Consider the following 13,860-nt stretch of genomic DNA (forward strand, 5'->3'; position numbering starts at 1 on the left):
AAGGAAGCAAATTACAGAGAGAACTCCTGGAATCTGCCAGTAATCGTCAGATCCCCACACGATCGAGTGAAGCGTCTACCCGCGCCTCCGACCTGCATGAACAGCCACAAGTCCCGCACGGAGCGCCGGAGCGAACCCGTCGGCGCTCCAGTTGTAGGCGCGCAGCGACGGGCGTCCCAGGGAGGCGTCATGCCGCACGACACCAGCGCCGGGCGGAACGAGACCGTGGAAGAGCGCGCGGACCGGCAGTGGCAGGACCTCCTCCAGGAAATCCGCGTCGCCCAGACCGGCGTCCAGATCCTCTTCGGCTTCCTGCTCACGGTCGCCTTCACCCCTGTCTTCGCGGGGCTCGCACAGACCGAGAAGACGATCTACATCATCACCGTGGTATTGGGGTCGCTGGCGACCGGCGCGCTCATCGGCCCGGTGGCGTTCCACGGCCTCGTCACCGGCCGGCGGATCAAACCCGAGGCGGTCGTGTGGGCCGGGCGCCTGATCGCCACGGGCCTGGTCCTGCTCCTCGCCACCTGCACGGCGGCGCTCCTGCTCGTCCTGCGGGTCGCCACCCACAACGCGCTCGTGCCCTGGATCGTGGGCGGCGTGCTGGCCTGGTACCTGCTGTGCTGGTTCGCACTGCCCATGTGGGCGCGGATCCGCTAGACGTCCGAGCGGTGAGTGCGGCCGTATGCGGCGTCCGCGTCCGTGACGTCCAGGAACACCTGGTCCAGCTCGGGCCAGCGCCCGCGCGCCTCACTCCGGATCCGTACCATCGCGTCCTCGACGGTCTCGCTGTCGTACCCGGGCGTCTGGCCGTCCCGGCCGACCGCGTCCGGCGTCGCCACCCGGCGCGACGTCCCGGTGTCGTCCGCCTGCCCGGTCGCGCACACCGGCCCGGCGGCGTCCGGACCGGTTCCGGGTCCTGCCCGTGGCTTCCCGCTGCGGATGTGCGCCATACAGGGCGGCTGCTCGGTGGCGGCGCTCGCAAACCTCCGGACCCCCGGGAGGCTGCGGTGCAGGGCCGCGGGCGGGCGCCGGACGCGTCGGCAGCGGCCCCCGCCGAAACCGTTGGCGGTCCGTCCCGGCCGCGGGGATCATGGACGACCGTGCGCCACCCCGGGGAGGACCCTGCATGACCCTTGAGCCGTTCGTCCGCCGAGTCCTCGGCGACCGTCCGTTCGCCGGGATCGGAGAACCGGCCCTGGCCCTCGTCCACGCGAGCTCGCGGCTGGTCGCCGTCGGCGGGGACGTGGGCTCCGTCCAGTGGAGCGGCGGTGCGACCGCGGACTCCGGCTGGACGGGACACAGGGTCGGCGTCTACGAGCGGGACGGCCTGCGCTGCCGTCACCTCGCGCGGTCCCGCTACCCCGTGCGCGCGCTCGCCTTCCACCCCGTCCTCCCCCTCCTGGCCGTCGGAACGGGACGCTACGACGGCGGCTACTCCTTCGAGGGCGAACTGCTGCTGCTCGACACCGGCACCGGCGACGTGGTGTCCGCGCTGCGCCACGGGCGGGAAGTGCTCGGCGCGTCGTGGCTGAGCGGGACGGCGCTGCGCCTGGTGGTGGCACCCCACGACGACTGGGAGAACCCCCTCGCGCACGAGCAGGGGCACGTGGCCGTCGTCGACCGCGCCGACTGGTCCGCGGTGGGGAAGGGGTCGATCGGCTCCGGGGAGCTGGACGCCCCGGCGGAGCCCGCGGCCCGGACCGACCGCGGCGGCGAGGCCCGAAGGCTCCTGACGGACCTCGCGACGGCGACCGGCCGGACCTGGTCCGTACGCCGTCGGGTGTGGGCCGTCGAAGCCCTGGAGGACGGCCGCGCCCTGGCGGCCCTGGACGGAGTCCGCGCGGAGTCGTGGCTTCCGTCGGGGGAGCGGCAATGGGCGGTCCTGGACGAGGTGGGCGGGCGGCAGCTCCTGCCGGCCTCCGACGGCACCTCCCTGTGGACCAACGTCGAACGCGGCCGCCCGTGCGCGGGACGAGGGGAGCAGCCGTCCCCGGGGACCGCCCGGATCACCCGCATCGCGCTGGACACGGGGCAGGTGCTGGAAACCGTGGTCCCGGACGCGCCGGCGGTCCTGCTCTCGGGGGGCTCCCGGACGGTCCTGCGGACGGTGGACGGCCCCCGGAAGCCCCCCGCACGGCTGGTGATGCTGGATCCGGCCGGTCCGGTGGCCGGGCCGGAGGTCGGCGCGTTCGACGTGTTCAACCATCCGTTCCCGGTCCGCCGCGCGAGAGGCACCTATGCCCTGGTGGGAACGGACCCGGACGAGCCGCACCGCGACAAGTGGGTCGTGGCGGTGAGCACCGACGGGACACCGCGCCGGCTCTTCCCGCACTCGTGGGTTCCGCGGGAACACCACTTCGGCGGGCCCGCGGCCGAGATCGGCCCGTCCCTGGTGTACGCGGGCGAGGTCCACCACGGCCACGGTCCGCAACCCGGAGGGGCCTACGTCGTGCGGCGGTCCCTGAACGGAGACGTGCGGTGGCAGTACCGCACCGACAGCCCCGCGACCGCGCTCGACACCGACGGGGAGACGGTCTACGCGGCCTACAACTGCGGCACCCTGGTGGCACTGGACGCCGGCGACGGCTCCGTGCGGTGGCGCCGGGAGCTGGAGGTCGACGGCGTGCCCACCGTGGCGCTGTCCCTCGTCGTGGCACCGCAGGGCCACTTGCTCGTCGGGACCGTCGACGGCCGCCTCCTGGAGTGCGACGGTTCCCCCGCGGGACGGCAGGGCGCGTCGTGAGCGCCGTCGGCAGCCCGTACGAGCCCGGACCGGGCCCGGGAACGGATCCGGCCCCGCCGCCCTTCGACCCGGAACTGGGCAGCGCCCTCGCCGCGTTGGGTGACGCCGTGCGGGAGCCGTTCACGCCCGGGAACCTCGTGGCCCGGCAGGAACGGGACGCCGCCGCCCGGCCCAGGCCCTCGCTGCGGGACCTGCGGGCCGACGGCCGCTTCGAGGTGGACGAACTGCGCGTGCCGGGAGCGGCGGGAGAGCCCGACGTGACGCTCGTGAGCGCCCGCCCGGCCGGGACCACGGGCCCCCTGCCCCTGCTGTACTACATGCACGGCGGCGGAATGATCATGGGGAACGCGTGGTCCGTGCTCCCGCAACTGCTGCGCGCGTGGGCCCTCCCGCTGGAGCTGGCCGTCATCTCCGTCGAGTACCGGCTCGCACCGCGGGCGCGCTACCCCGGACCGCTGGAGGACTGCTACGCGGGCCTCGTCTGGGCGGCCGGGCACGCCGCCGAGCTGGGCATCGACGCCGACCGCATCGTGATCGGCGGAAAGAGCGCCGGGGGCGGACTCGCCGCGGCGCTCGCCCTCCTCACCCGGGACCGGGGCGGACCCGTCCCGATCGGGCAGCTGCTCCTGTGCCCCATGCTCGACGACCGCGACCGGACCTTCTCCAGCCACCAGATGGCCGGCGTCGACACCTGGGACCGCACCTCCAACGCGACCGCCTGGCAGGCGCTGCTGGGCGACCGGAAGGGCGTCGCCGACCTCCCGCCCTACGCCGCTCCCGCCCGGGCCACGGACCTCTCCGGGCTGCCGCCGGCCTATGTCGAGGTCGGCTCGGCCGAGACCTTCAGGGACGAGGACGTGGCCTACGCCAATGCGATCTGGCAGGCCGGCGGTCACGCCGAACTGCACGTGTGGCCGGGGGCCTTCCACGGCTTCGACACCCTCGCACCCCGGGCGGCCCTCAGCCGGGACGCCCGCGAGGCCCGGACCCGCTGGCTGCGCCGCATCCTGGCGCAGCACCCGCCGGCGCCCGGAAGACCGTAGACCGAGGCCGGGCCCGGCGGGACCGCACGCCGCAGGGGCGGCCGACGTGGTGGTCGGCCGCCCCCTTGGTGGTGCCTGGGTGTCAGTGGGCGCCGAGGTGGGCGAAGTCGGCCCACTCCTTCTCGCCCTCCTTCGCGCAGGACGAGGTGTAGACAGGGCCGAACGCGGCCGGGATGGCGGCGGCCGACGAGCAGGTGGACGCGAAGGCGGCGTGGCCGCCGGAGAACTGCTCCAGGTCGACGCCGTCGTTCGCCAGGGCGGCGCCGGCCCCGCCCAGCAGGATGCCGGCGGCCAGGACAGAGGCGGTCAGGGCGGAACGCATACGCATGACTACTCCTACAAGAGCTCTGGATGACGCGCCTGAAAGGTGGCGCGTCGGCCGTTCAACATCGGCGGGGGGCGACGGGAAACGGCATGTCACTCCAATGCCGGGCACACCCGGCACGCCGCCGCGTCCGGGGCGGCCGTCCGAGACCTTGCGGGCGTTGGGGCGAATGGTTACTGCGCCGCCGTCGCGGCCGGAATGTCGATCCGGGCGGCCCTTCGGGCCGGCCAGAGCGAGGCGAGCAGCGCGCCCGCCAGCGCGACGAGCACGCCGACGGCCAGGCGACCCCAGGGGAGGACCAGCGCGTAGCCCGCCACGCTCTCCTGGAGCGTGCGCCCGAGCGCCCACCCCAGGAAGACGCCCAGGGCCGTGCCGAGCGTCGCGCCGAGTCCGCCGAGGAGCAGCGCCTCCAGGCGGATCATGCGGCTCACCCCGGAGCGGTCCACGCCGAGGGCGCGCAGGGTGCCGATCTCCTTGTGACGTTCGAGGACGGACATCGCGAGGGTGTTCGCGATGCCCAGCGCGGCGATCGCCAGGGCCATGCTCAGCAGCGCGTAGAACACGTTGAGCTGGTCGCCGATGTCCCCGCTGTCCCGGGCGCGGACGGCGGCCCGGTCGAGGACGGCCAGCGCGGGGTTGTCGCCGAGGGCGCGGGTGATCCCGACCAGCGACGCCCGGCCCGCCCCGCCGGGCGTGGCGACGAGGACGCCGGCGGTGCTCGGGGTGGAGTCGTACCGGGCCACGAGGGAGTCGGGCGCGGTGATGCTGGGCAGCAGGTTGCTCTGCTCGTCGGCCCGGTAGACGGCGCCGATGGTGACGCTGCCGCTCCGGCCGTCCCGCTCCAGGGGAAGGGTCTGGCCGACGCGCCAGCCGGCCGGACCGGCCTTGAAGTCGGCCACGGCGATCCGGCCCTCGGCGAGCGAGTCCAGGGATCCCTCGATCACGTCGTACCGCAGGAGCCCGCCGATGGTGGCCGGGTCCACGCCGGTCAGGACGGAGGAGACACCGCCCAGGCGGTAACCGGTGGACTGGTCGAGCGGGCTGAACCGGGTGCCCGGGAGCTTCCCCAGGGGCGCCGCGGTGTCCGGGGTCATCCGCATGCCGCCCTCGGCGGGCTTCACCAGGTAGTCGGCGGTGAAGTCGTGGGTGGTCGCGCGGTCGAGGTACCGGGTGGCGGAGGCGCCGAGGACGGACAGGCCCGAGGCGAGGGTGAGCGCGATGGCGAGCGCCGCCGCCGTGGCACCCGTACGCCGGGGGGCGCGCAGGGTGTTGCGGGCCGCGAGGGTGCCGTGCACCGGGTGCAGGCGGGTCAGCAGCGGCCGTACGAGGGCCACGAACGGCCGGGCCAGCAAGGGGATCAGGCCGATCGCGCCGGTCAGCGCGAGGGCCGCGCCGACGCCGATGACGGTCCGGGCGTCCCGCCCCGGGTCGAGGGCCCCGTACACGGCGGCGCCGACACCGGCGAGCAGCAGCGCGGCGCACAGGCCGGTGCGCGGGGAGCCGGTCCGCGCGGGCTCCGCGGGCTCGGCCGCGCCGAGCGCCGCGACGGGCGGGATCGCCATCGCCCGGCGGATCGGGAGCCACGCGGCGGCCATGGGCAGGACGGTTCCCACCAGCAGGGACGTGAGCACGGTGCCCGGGGTGAGGACCAGCGGGGCGGCCGGGGCGTCATCGGCGGCGAAGACCGTCTGCAGCAAGGCCGCGACCCCGGTGCCGACGGCGAGGCCGGCCGCCGAGGCGAGCGCGCCGACGACGAGCGACTCGGTCAGCAGCACGCGGCGCACCTGGCGGCGCGAGGCGCCGACGGCCCGCATCAGGGCCAGTTCCCTGGTGCGCCGGGAGACCAGCATGGTGAAGGTGTTGGAGATGAGGAAGGTGGCGACGAACAGGGCGACGGCGGCGAAACCCACCAGGATCTGGCTCATGGTGTCGCTGTCGTTGGTGGCGAGGTTCGCCTGGATCCCGGCGAGCCGGGCTCCGGTGGCCGCGCCGGTTCCCGGGGGCAGCGCCGACTCGACCCGCCCGACGAGTTCCCGTACGTCGGTGCCGGGCGACGCCGTGACGTCCGCGTTCCTGTAGCGGCCGGGCTGCAGGAAGAGCCGCTGGGCGGTGGCGTCGGTGAACAGCGTCAGGCTGCCCCCGGCGGGCCGTGTGGTCCCGTCGGTGCGGAAGATCCCGCTGAGCGTGTACGAGGCGGCGCCCCGGTTCGTACCGACGCGCACGGTGTCCCCGACGCGATAGCCGCCCTTCGCGGCCGTGGTCTCGTCGAGGGCGATCCCGTCGTCGCGCGTCGGGCCGGAACCACGGGTGAACCGGTAGGCCGGGTCCTTGCCGTCGGCGCCGGGTGCGAAGTTGCCGCCCTTGTGGGACGGGCCGTGGCCGAGGAGGCGCCCGTCGCGGTCGGCGACGGCGGCGAAGCCGTCTACCCGTCCCGTGGCGGCGGCGACGCCCGCGACCTTGGCCAGGGCGGCCACGGTGGCGGCGTCCACTCCGGGCGGCCCACCGCCGTCGGCCCCGGGTCCGACGCCGCGGGAGTCGTCGGGGAAGACGCTGACGGCGATGCGCTCGTAGCCGGCGGTCGCACGGGCGGTGGCGGCGCGGTTCGTGCTGTCGCCGTAGATCAGACTGCCGGAGACGAAGGTGACGCCGAGCATGACCGCGAACGCGGTCATCAGCAGGCGGGCCCTGTGCGCGGACACGTTGCGCAAGGCGGTACGGAACATGGGTGCGGATCCTGGTGGGGGCGGGCTCGGCGGACGCGAGCGGGTGGCTGGTGCGGAGCGGGGAGGAGGCGGATCAGCCGGCGTGCGTACGGGTGTCGAACGCCTTCATCCGGTCCAGGACGCGCTCGGGGGAGGGACGGGCCATCTCGTCGACCAGGCGGCCGTCGGAGAGGAAGACCACGCGGTCGGCGTACCCGGCGGCGACCGGGTCGTGGGTGACCATGACCACCGTCTGGCCCAGCTCCCGCACCGAATCCCGCAGGAAGCCCAGGACCTCCGCCCCGGCCCGGGAGTCGAGGTTCCCGGTGGGCTCGTCACCGAAGACGATGGCGGGGCGGGAAACCAGCGCCCTGGCCACGGCGACGCGTTGCTGCTGGCCGCCGGACAGCTGCCCGGGGCGGTGGCCCAGGCGCTGGGAGAGGCCGACCATCGACACCACGCGGTCCAGCCACTGCCGGTCGGGCCGTCGTCCGGCGACGGTCAGCGGCAGCGTGATGTTCTCCAGCGCGGTCAGGGTCGGCAGCAGGTTGAACGCCTGGAAGACGAATCCGACGCGGTCGCGCCGCAGTCGCGTGAGCCGACCGTCGTCCAGGTTCCCCAGTTCGGTCGTGCCGATGCGGACGGAGCCGGAGCTGAAGGAGTCGAGCCCGGCCGCGCAGTGCATCAGGGTGGACTTGCCGCAGCCGGACGGACCCATGATCGCGGTGAACTCGCCCTCCCGGAAGGAGACGCTGACGCGGTCCAGGGCGACGACGCGGGTGTCGCCGCTGCCGTAGACCTTCGACAGGTCGGTGGTGGCGGCCGCGACGGCGGCCCCGGTCGTCGGGCGCGGGCCGAGCGGGGCGAGCGGGTCGGACGGGAAACGGGGGACGGCGGTCACGGTGACTCCTCTTCGGGTGCGCTGCGGTGCGCTTCGAAGGGTGTCCGGCGAACGTATCGGCGCCAGGGCGGCCGTGTACGGGCCGCCGCTCCGCTGTGTATCGGTCGTGTAGCGGCCCCGGCGGGCCGGGTGCCGGGGCCGGCAGGGTGTCAGGACGGCAGGAGCAACGTGGCGACGGCGCCGCCGTCCGGGGCGTTCTCCAGCCGCAGTCCGGCACCCAGGAGCCGCGCCTGGCCCAGGGCGATCGTCAGGCCCAGGCCGTGCCCGGATCCGCGCTCGGCCGCACCCGTGTGGAAGCGGCGGGGGCCGTCCAGGAGGAGGTCCCGGGGGAAACCGGGGCCGTGGTCGCGCACGACGACGGTACGGCCCTCGACCGTGACCTCGACCGGGGCGGCGCCGTGCCGGTGGGCGTTGATGACGAGGTTGCCGACGATCCGTTCGAGGCGGCGCGGATCGGTCTCCACCGTCTCCACCGTCTCCACCACCTCCACCGTCTCCGCGGTCTCCGTCGTCCCGGCCGTACGGGCGGCCGCCCCGGGGCCGGTGACGGTGACCCGGGTGTCGAGGCCGGTGCGTGCCACGGCTTCCGAGACGACCGCCCCGAGCGGCACGTGGGCGCGCACCGGTCGTTCGGCGCCGGCGTCCAGCCGGGAGATCTCCAGCAGGTCCTCGACCAGTCCGCGCAGGTCGCGCACCCGGGCCCGGAGCAGATCCTCCGTCTCGCCGGGCGGGAGCAGGTCGACGGCCGCCAGCAGGCCGCCGACCGGGGTGCGCAGTTCGTGTGCCACGTCCGCGGTGAACCGGCGCTCGGTGCGCAGGCGTCGGCTGAGGCTGTCGGCCATGAGGTCGACGGTGGCGGCGATGTCGGCCACCTCGTCGCGGCCCTTGGTGGGCCCCGTCCGGGCGTCGAGGTCACCGGCGGAGATCCGCCCCGCCGTCTCGGAGACCCGCCGCAGCCGGCGGGCGAGCAGCCCGGCTCCGTAGAACGCCACGGGCATGGCGGCCGCGAGGGCGGCCAGCGAGGCCACCGCCATGGTCACATCGAGGCGTTGCAGGTCGTGGAGCTCCGGGCCCATGTTCACCTGGACGGCCAGTACCCGGCCGTCTGCGCCGTCGGTCCCTACGGCGGCCCAGACGCTCGGGCCCAGATTGCCGTCGACGCGCCCGTCGTACGCCGTGTGCCGGGTGGTGTCGGTGAGGTGGCGCAGGGAGGAGGGAAGCCCCTCCGGATCGAGGGTGGCGCCGTTCGTGAGGGTTCCGGTGCGCCGGTGGACGTCCATGGCGGCGTAGAGCGAGTTGAGGGCCTGCGCCTCGGCCCGGCCGCGGATGTCCCGCGCGGTCCACACGTGCACGATCGCGCCCACCGCGGCGACGACCAGGCAGGCGGTGGCCGCGGCCAGCGCGGCGATCTTCCAGCGCAGGGGTACGCGGTCCGGCCGTCGCCGGGGGAACCGTCGCACCGTTCTCAGCGCCTGAACTTGTAGCCGAAGCCGCGCACCGTCTCGATCCGGTCCCGGCCCACCTTGCCCCGCAGGCGCTGCACGCAGAGGTCCACGACGCGGCTGTCGCCGTCCCAGCCGTAGTCCCAGACCTCGCGCAGGAGGGTGTGGCGGTCCAGCACGATGCCCGGATGGGCGGCGAACTCCAGCAGCAGCTTCAGTTCGGTCGGGGTCAGCGCCACCGGGCTTCCGGAGAGGGAGACCTCCAGGCCGCCGGTGTCGATGGTCAGGTCCCCGAAGACGAGCGACCGTCCGTCGGAGGCCGGCGCCCCGGTGTCCGGGGCCGGCGCGGGCCGGGGCGCGGGCGGCGGCGCCGGCGCGTAGGTCGCCCGTCGCAGGAGTGAACGGATGCGCGCCACGAGCACGTAGGTGTCCACGGGCTTGACCACGTAGTCGTCCGCCCCGGCCTCCAGACCGGCGACGACGTCCAGTCCGTCACCGCGGGCGGACATCATCAGGACCGGTACCAGGCTGGTCTCCCGGACCCTGCGGCAGAGCCCGATCCCGTCGAGACCGGGCAGCATCACGTCCAGGATCAGCAGGTCGAAGTCCTCGTCGCGGAAGAGCTCCAGGGCGCTCAGCCCGTCGGCGGCGGTCCGCATCCGGTAGCCGTAGCGTTCCAGGGCGACGGCGAAGGACCGGCGCATGAGCTCGTCGTCCTCCACCAGCAGCACGCGCACGGGAGGCGCGGGCGCCGGAGCGGGGGTGGACACGGACACGGGCTGACGGCTCCTGTCGGGACGGATGCGGTCGGCGACCGGGAGCGGGCGACCTGAAGGGAACGATAGGGCAGACACCGGACGCGGTCCGCGCATCGCACGGCGGGCGCTCCGATTCGATGGACGACCAAGCGTTTCCCGATACACGCCCGATACAAAACGGGCCGGGCGTGCGCGGCCCTTCGCCGGAACGGCGTCGCCGGATACGCGCGGTCAAACTCCCTTCGCCGCCCACGCGGTGGCTCCACCCCGGGGACCGGTGAGGACGGGCCGGCGGGTCCGCGCGACCGTGCCCGCCCGGAGTTGCGGGGCCGGGAGGGAGGCATAGGCTGGATGTGAATGGCCAACTTGTGCTATGGGGAGTGAGGGTGATGGCGAAAATCAAACTCGGCGAGCCCGTGGACAAGGAGCGGTTGGACAGGAATCCTCCCCCGGTCGTCATAGAATGCCAGCCCGACTCGTTCGTCCGGCTGGAAACGCCGGAGGAACTCCGCGTATGGGAAACCCTCGTCCGGCAGACGACCGGTCTTGAGATGTCCGCCAGCGATCTGCGGGCCGTCGGTACCGAGGGCTGCTCCTGCGGCTGCTCCGACAAGTGTGATGTCTGTCCCGAATGATTGTCACCATTTCGCTCAAGGACGACATTCACGCACTCGCGGTCCGGAACGAGGCGCGCAGACGTGGATACCGGGATTTCCACATAGTCGAATGCGATCGACTCAGTGGGAGGCGAAGCCTCTCCTGGGATTCCCACGGGAACTCCCCGACCATGCTGCGCACCTCGGACGGGCGGGAAATCGTACTGGAAGAGACCTCGTTGATCTGGTGGCGAAGGGTGCGAGCCGCTCAGAAGGCCGCGGAGGGCAACGCGGACGCATTCGAGCGGAACCTCATCAACAACGATTGCCGCGGGGCCCTCACGGGAATTCTCACCACGGCCTTCCAGGGGAAGTGGATCTCCCACCCCGAGGCGACCGACCGGGCTTCGGACAAGCTGTACCAGATGGCTGTCGCCCAGCGGTCGGGATTTCGGGTCCCGAGAACCCTGGTCACGCAGTCGCGCGACGAGGTGGCGGATTTCCTGGGACAGGTCGGTCGCGTCATCGTGAAACCCGTGGTGGGTACGTCGGGGCCGTTGCTCTTCACCCAGTACCTCGAAGACCCGGCCTCGATCGCGATGGAATCCTTCGAGGCGTGCCCCGCGATCTACCAGGAATACATCGAAGGGGACGAACACGTACGTCTGAACTGTTTCGGTGACCGCATGTACGCGGCTCTCCTGAAGACCGAGAAACTCGACTGGCGCGCCGACCTCACCATCCCGATCTCCGTGTGGCCCGTTCCCGACGAGACGGCGGAGAGGGTGCTGGCGGTCCTGCGGGTGCTCGGCCTGCGCATGGGTGCCATCGACATCAAGCTGACCCCGAGCGGGGAGCCGGTCTGGCTCGAAGTGAATCCGCAGGGCCAGTTCCTCTTCCTGGAGCCGCTCCTGCGCATACCGCTGGCCGAGTACTTCCTGGACTTCCTGCTCGACGAGGCGCGTGCCCACGCGTGGTCCGGGAGTCCGTGACCCCGGCAACCCCGGCCACCCGCTCCACCCCGCGGGTCACTTCTGCGCGGGCTCCTGGCAGGCGGCCGAGACGGCCGCCAACCAGGCGTGGGCGGCGTCGCGCTGATCGGCGGTCAGCGCCGCCTCCAGTTCGGCCTCGCGCCGTACGACGGCCGGGAGGGCCTCCTCGTAGCGCCTGCCGCCGAGGGCCGTCAGGTGCACCTGGTGCGTCCGGCGGTCGGTCGGGTGGGGGGCGCGGGTGATGAGCCCGTCGCGTTCCAGCGCCGCGAGCATCTCGTTGGCGGCCTGCCGGGTGCTCCCGACCGAGCGGGCCAGCTGGGCCACCGACATGCCGGGGGACGCCCCGACCATCATCAGCGTGGCGAACTGCGGCACCGTGAGCCCGAATTCCTCCAGCTCGGTGCCGATGGCGGCCCGCATGCTGAGCCAGGCGTGCCGGACCATGAAGCTCACCACCCGACCGTGACCCTGCTCGCCCATGGGGTGTCCTCCCGGATGTGATTGACAGGAACTTGACGAGTTGCCACGATGGGCGAACCGTCAGGAACTTGACGAGTCTACGCTGCGGCCGAGCCGGAACCCTCCTGAACCGAAGGCAGTCACGCATGTCCTCCGCCACACCACCGATGCCGTTACGCCCGTCCACGCCACCACCGGCCCGCCGCCGGCTCATCCTCGGCGTCCTCGTCTTCGCCCAACTCCTCATATGGCTCGACGGCACCATCCTCACCACCGCCTTCGAGACCCTGTCCGACCCCGTCCTCGGCTTGGGGGCCACCCCCGGCCAGCTCCAGTGGGCCACCGGCGCCTACACGCTGGCCTTCGCCGGCCTGATGTTCTCCGGGGGCGCGCTCGGTGACCGGTTCGGGCACCGCAACACCCTGCTGGCGGGCATGGCCCTGTTCGGCCTCGCCTCGGCCTTCGCCGCCTGTGCCACCACCCCCGGCCAACTCGTCCTCTGGCGCGCGGTGATGGGGGCCGGAGCGGCACTCCTCGTACCGGCCACCATGGCGGTGGTCGGCTGGACGTTCGAGCCCGCACAGCGGCCGGCGGCCTTCGCCGCGCTCTCGTCCTTCGCCGGTGCCGGGATCGCCGCCGGGCCGATCCTGGCGGGGGTGCTGCTCGCCGCGTTCTGGTGGGGCTCGGTGTTCCTCGTCAACGTGCCCGTGGCCCTCCTCGGCCTCGGCTTCATCGCCCGGTACGTGCCCAACTCCCGCAGCCCCGAGGTCCGTCGGCTCGACCCGGCCGGGCTGCTCCTGTCGACGGGCGGCCTCGGCCTCCTCGCGTACGGCCTGATCCGCGCCGGCCAGGACGCCTCCTTCGGCCGGCCGGCCGTCTGGGGGAGCGTCGCCGCGGGCATCGCGCTGATCACGGCCTTCGTCGTCGTGGAGCTGCGGATCGCGCACCCCAGTTTCGATCCCCGACTGCTGGCGCGGCGCCGTTTCGCCACCGGGAACCTCACCCTCATGATGGTCTTCCTGGCCCTGACGGCCGCATCCTTCTACCTCGCCTTCTACCTCCAAGGCGCGCGCGGGTACTCGGCGTTGCAGGCCTCGCTCCTCGGCCTCCCGGGAGCGCTCGGAGTGGTCGTCGGCTCGCCGGTCGGCGTCCGGCTCGCAGGCCGGACCTCCGTCCGGCTCGTCTCCTCGGTCTCGCTGGCCGTCGCGGCCCTGGCGATGGGGTCCGTGTCCCTGTTCGACGCGACCACACCGATCGTCTGGTACTCGGCGGTCATGCTCGTCCAGGGCGCCGCGATCGGCATGGTGATCGCCCCGGTCACGGGCGCGGTCCTGGGCTCCCTGCCGCTGGAGCGCTCCGGCGCGGGCAGTGCGGTCAACAGCACCCTGCGCCAGACGGGGAGCGTGCTGGGCATCGCGGCCGGCGGCACGATCACCTCGATCGCCTACCGGCGTTCGATCGACGGTTCGCTGAGCGGCCTCCCGGAGCCGGTACGGCAGCAGGCGCGCGTCTCGGCCGAGCTCGCCCGGCACGCGGCGGCCCTCACGCACGACACCCGGCTCGCCGCCGCGGCCGACGGTGCCTTCCTCCACGCCATGCACGTCGGCGCGCTCTGGACGGCGGGATTCGCGCTCGCCGGCTCGGCGGCCCTCGCCCTCGGCTTCCGGCCCGGCCGTCGTGGTGGCGGGCCGGTGCGGGGCGAGGGCGGGGCAGCGTGGTCGACGCCCGCCCCGGCCCCGGCCCCCGCTCCCTGACCGCCGCGGGCCTGTGGGCGAGAACGGAAGCGGGGGGGGGGGGGGGGGGGGGGGGGGGGGGGGGGCGGGGGGGGGGGGGGGGGGGGGCGGGGGGCCCCGGCGGGGGGGGGGGGGGGGGGGGGGGGGGGGGGGGGGGGGGGGG

At 73.8% G+C, this 13,860-nt stretch carries 13 protein-coding genes; 6 read left to right on the top strand and 7 right to left on the bottom strand.

Annotation, left to right across the window (positions count from 1 at the left end; all coding sequences use genetic code 11):
- Positions 1 to 189: 189 nt before the first annotated feature.
- Positions 190 to 660 (top strand): DUF6328 family protein, encoded by a 471-nt coding sequence (locus tag ACEPPI_RS19620; protein ID WP_373916522.1) that lies wholly within the window; start codon positions 190 to 192, stop codon positions 658 to 660.
- Here ACEPPI_RS19620 and ACEPPI_RS19625 read toward each other — a convergent pair.
- Positions 657 to 953, bottom strand: coding sequence for a hypothetical protein (locus ACEPPI_RS19625; RefSeq protein ID WP_373916523.1), 297 nt, complete (start codon positions 951 to 953; stop codon positions 657 to 659). The two genes, ACEPPI_RS19620 and ACEPPI_RS19625, sit on opposite strands and share 4 nt — an antisense overlap.
- Before the next feature lie 176 nt (positions 954 to 1,129).
- On the opposite strand from ACEPPI_RS19625, the gene ACEPPI_RS19630 reads away from it, so the two are divergent.
- Positions 1,130 to 2,746 carry a PQQ-binding-like beta-propeller repeat protein gene (locus tag ACEPPI_RS19630; RefSeq protein WP_373916524.1) on the top strand — a complete coding sequence of 539 codons (1,617 nt, stop codon included), beginning with the start codon at positions 1,130 to 1,132 and terminating at the stop codon, positions 2,744 to 2,746.
- Positions 2,743 to 3,789: an alpha/beta hydrolase gene (locus ACEPPI_RS19635; RefSeq protein ID WP_373916525.1), complete on the top strand. Its 1,047-nt coding sequence runs from the start codon at positions 2,743 to 2,745 to the stop codon at positions 3,787 to 3,789. Before ACEPPI_RS19630 ends, ACEPPI_RS19635 begins: the two co-directional genes overlap by 4 nt.
- 82 nt (positions 3,790 to 3,871) lie before the next feature.
- Here the strand turns inward: ACEPPI_RS19635 and ACEPPI_RS19640 are convergent, their stop codons facing one another.
- The 5 genes from ACEPPI_RS19640 to cseB form a co-directional block, all read right to left on the bottom strand.
- On the bottom strand, positions 3,872 to 4,117 hold the full coding sequence (locus ACEPPI_RS19640) for a hypothetical protein (protein ID WP_373916526.1): 246 nt from the start codon (positions 4,115 to 4,117) through the stop codon (positions 3,872 to 3,874).
- A gap of 170 nt (positions 4,118 to 4,287) precedes the next feature.
- Positions 4,288 to 6,837 (bottom strand): FtsX-like permease family protein, encoded by a 2,550-nt coding sequence (locus ACEPPI_RS19645; RefSeq protein WP_373916527.1) that lies wholly within the window; start codon positions 6,835 to 6,837, stop codon positions 4,288 to 4,290.
- A 73-nt stretch (positions 6,838 to 6,910) separates the two neighbouring features.
- Positions 6,911 to 7,717 (bottom strand): ABC transporter ATP-binding protein, encoded by an 807-nt coding sequence (locus ACEPPI_RS19650; protein ID WP_373916528.1) that lies wholly within the window; start codon positions 7,715 to 7,717, stop codon positions 6,911 to 6,913.
- A gap of 149 nt (positions 7,718 to 7,866) precedes the next feature.
- Positions 7,867 to 9,177 (bottom strand): ATP-binding protein, encoded by a 1,311-nt coding sequence (locus ACEPPI_RS19655; protein ID WP_373916529.1) that lies wholly within the window; start codon positions 9,175 to 9,177, stop codon positions 7,867 to 7,869.
- A gap of 5 nt (positions 9,178 to 9,182) precedes the next feature.
- On the bottom strand, positions 9,183 to 9,935 hold the full coding sequence (gene cseB / locus ACEPPI_RS19660; RefSeq protein WP_373916530.1) for a two-component system response regulator CseB: 753 nt from the start codon (positions 9,933 to 9,935) through the stop codon (positions 9,183 to 9,185).
- Between the two features lie 371 nt (positions 9,936 to 10,306).
- Here cseB and ACEPPI_RS19665 point away from each other — a divergent pair, with 371 nt between their 5' ends.
- Positions 10,307 to 10,552, top strand: coding sequence for a hypothetical protein (locus ACEPPI_RS19665; RefSeq protein WP_373916531.1), 246 nt, complete (start codon positions 10,307 to 10,309; stop codon positions 10,550 to 10,552).
- A gap of 152 nt (positions 10,553 to 10,704) precedes the next feature.
- Positions 10,705 to 11,505, top strand: coding sequence for a RimK family alpha-L-glutamate ligase (locus ACEPPI_RS19670; RefSeq protein WP_373916532.1), 801 nt, complete (start codon positions 10,705 to 10,707; stop codon positions 11,503 to 11,505).
- Between the two features lie 36 nt (positions 11,506 to 11,541).
- On the opposite strand, the gene ACEPPI_RS19675 is transcribed toward ACEPPI_RS19670, so the two are convergent.
- Positions 11,542 to 11,985, bottom strand: coding sequence for a MarR family winged helix-turn-helix transcriptional regulator (locus ACEPPI_RS19675; protein ID WP_373916533.1), 444 nt, complete (start codon positions 11,983 to 11,985; stop codon positions 11,542 to 11,544).
- Positions 11,986 to 12,110: 125 nt separating this feature from the next.
- Between ACEPPI_RS19675 and ACEPPI_RS19680 the strand changes: the two genes are divergently transcribed.
- Complete coding sequence (locus ACEPPI_RS19680; protein WP_373916534.1) at positions 12,111 to 13,718, top strand: MFS transporter; 1,608 nt, start codon at positions 12,111 to 12,113, stop codon at positions 13,716 to 13,718.
- Positions 13,719 to 13,860 lie beyond the last annotated feature (142 nt).

Source organism: Streptomyces sp. AB3(2024), from assembly GCF_041862025.1.
GTDB lineage: Bacteria > Actinomycetota > Actinomycetes > Streptomycetales > Streptomycetaceae > Streptomyces.

Bases quoted from the DNA above. Each gene is read 5' to 3' on its own strand.
- ACEPPI_RS19620 (WP_373916522.1), top strand. From the start codon at position 190: ATGCCGCACGACACCAGCGCCGGGCGGAACGAGACCGTGGAAGAGCGC.
- ACEPPI_RS19625 (WP_373916523.1), bottom strand. From the start codon at position 953: ATGGCGCACATCCGCAGCGGGAAGCCACGGGCAGGACCCGGAACCGGT.
- ACEPPI_RS19630 (WP_373916524.1), top strand. From the start codon at position 1,130: ATGACCCTTGAGCCGTTCGTCCGCCGAGTCCTCGGCGACCGTCCGTTC.
- ACEPPI_RS19640 (WP_373916526.1), bottom strand. From the start codon at position 4,117: ATGCGTATGCGTTCCGCCCTGACCGCCTCTGTCCTGGCCGCCGGCATC.
- ACEPPI_RS19645 (WP_373916527.1), bottom strand. From the start codon at position 6,837: ATGTTCCGTACCGCCTTGCGCAACGTGTCCGCGCACAGGGCCCGCCTG.
- ACEPPI_RS19665 (WP_373916531.1), top strand. From the start codon at position 10,307: ATGGCGAAAATCAAACTCGGCGAGCCCGTGGACAAGGAGCGGTTGGAC.
- ACEPPI_RS19670 (WP_373916532.1), top strand. From the start codon at position 10,705: ATGCTGCGCACCTCGGACGGGCGGGAAATCGTACTGGAAGAGACCTCG.
- ACEPPI_RS19675 (WP_373916533.1), bottom strand. From the start codon at position 11,985: ATGGGCGAGCAGGGTCACGGTCGGGTGGTGAGCTTCATGGTCCGGCAC.
- ACEPPI_RS19680 (WP_373916534.1), top strand. From the start codon at position 12,111: ATGTCCTCCGCCACACCACCGATGCCGTTACGCCCGTCCACGCCACCA.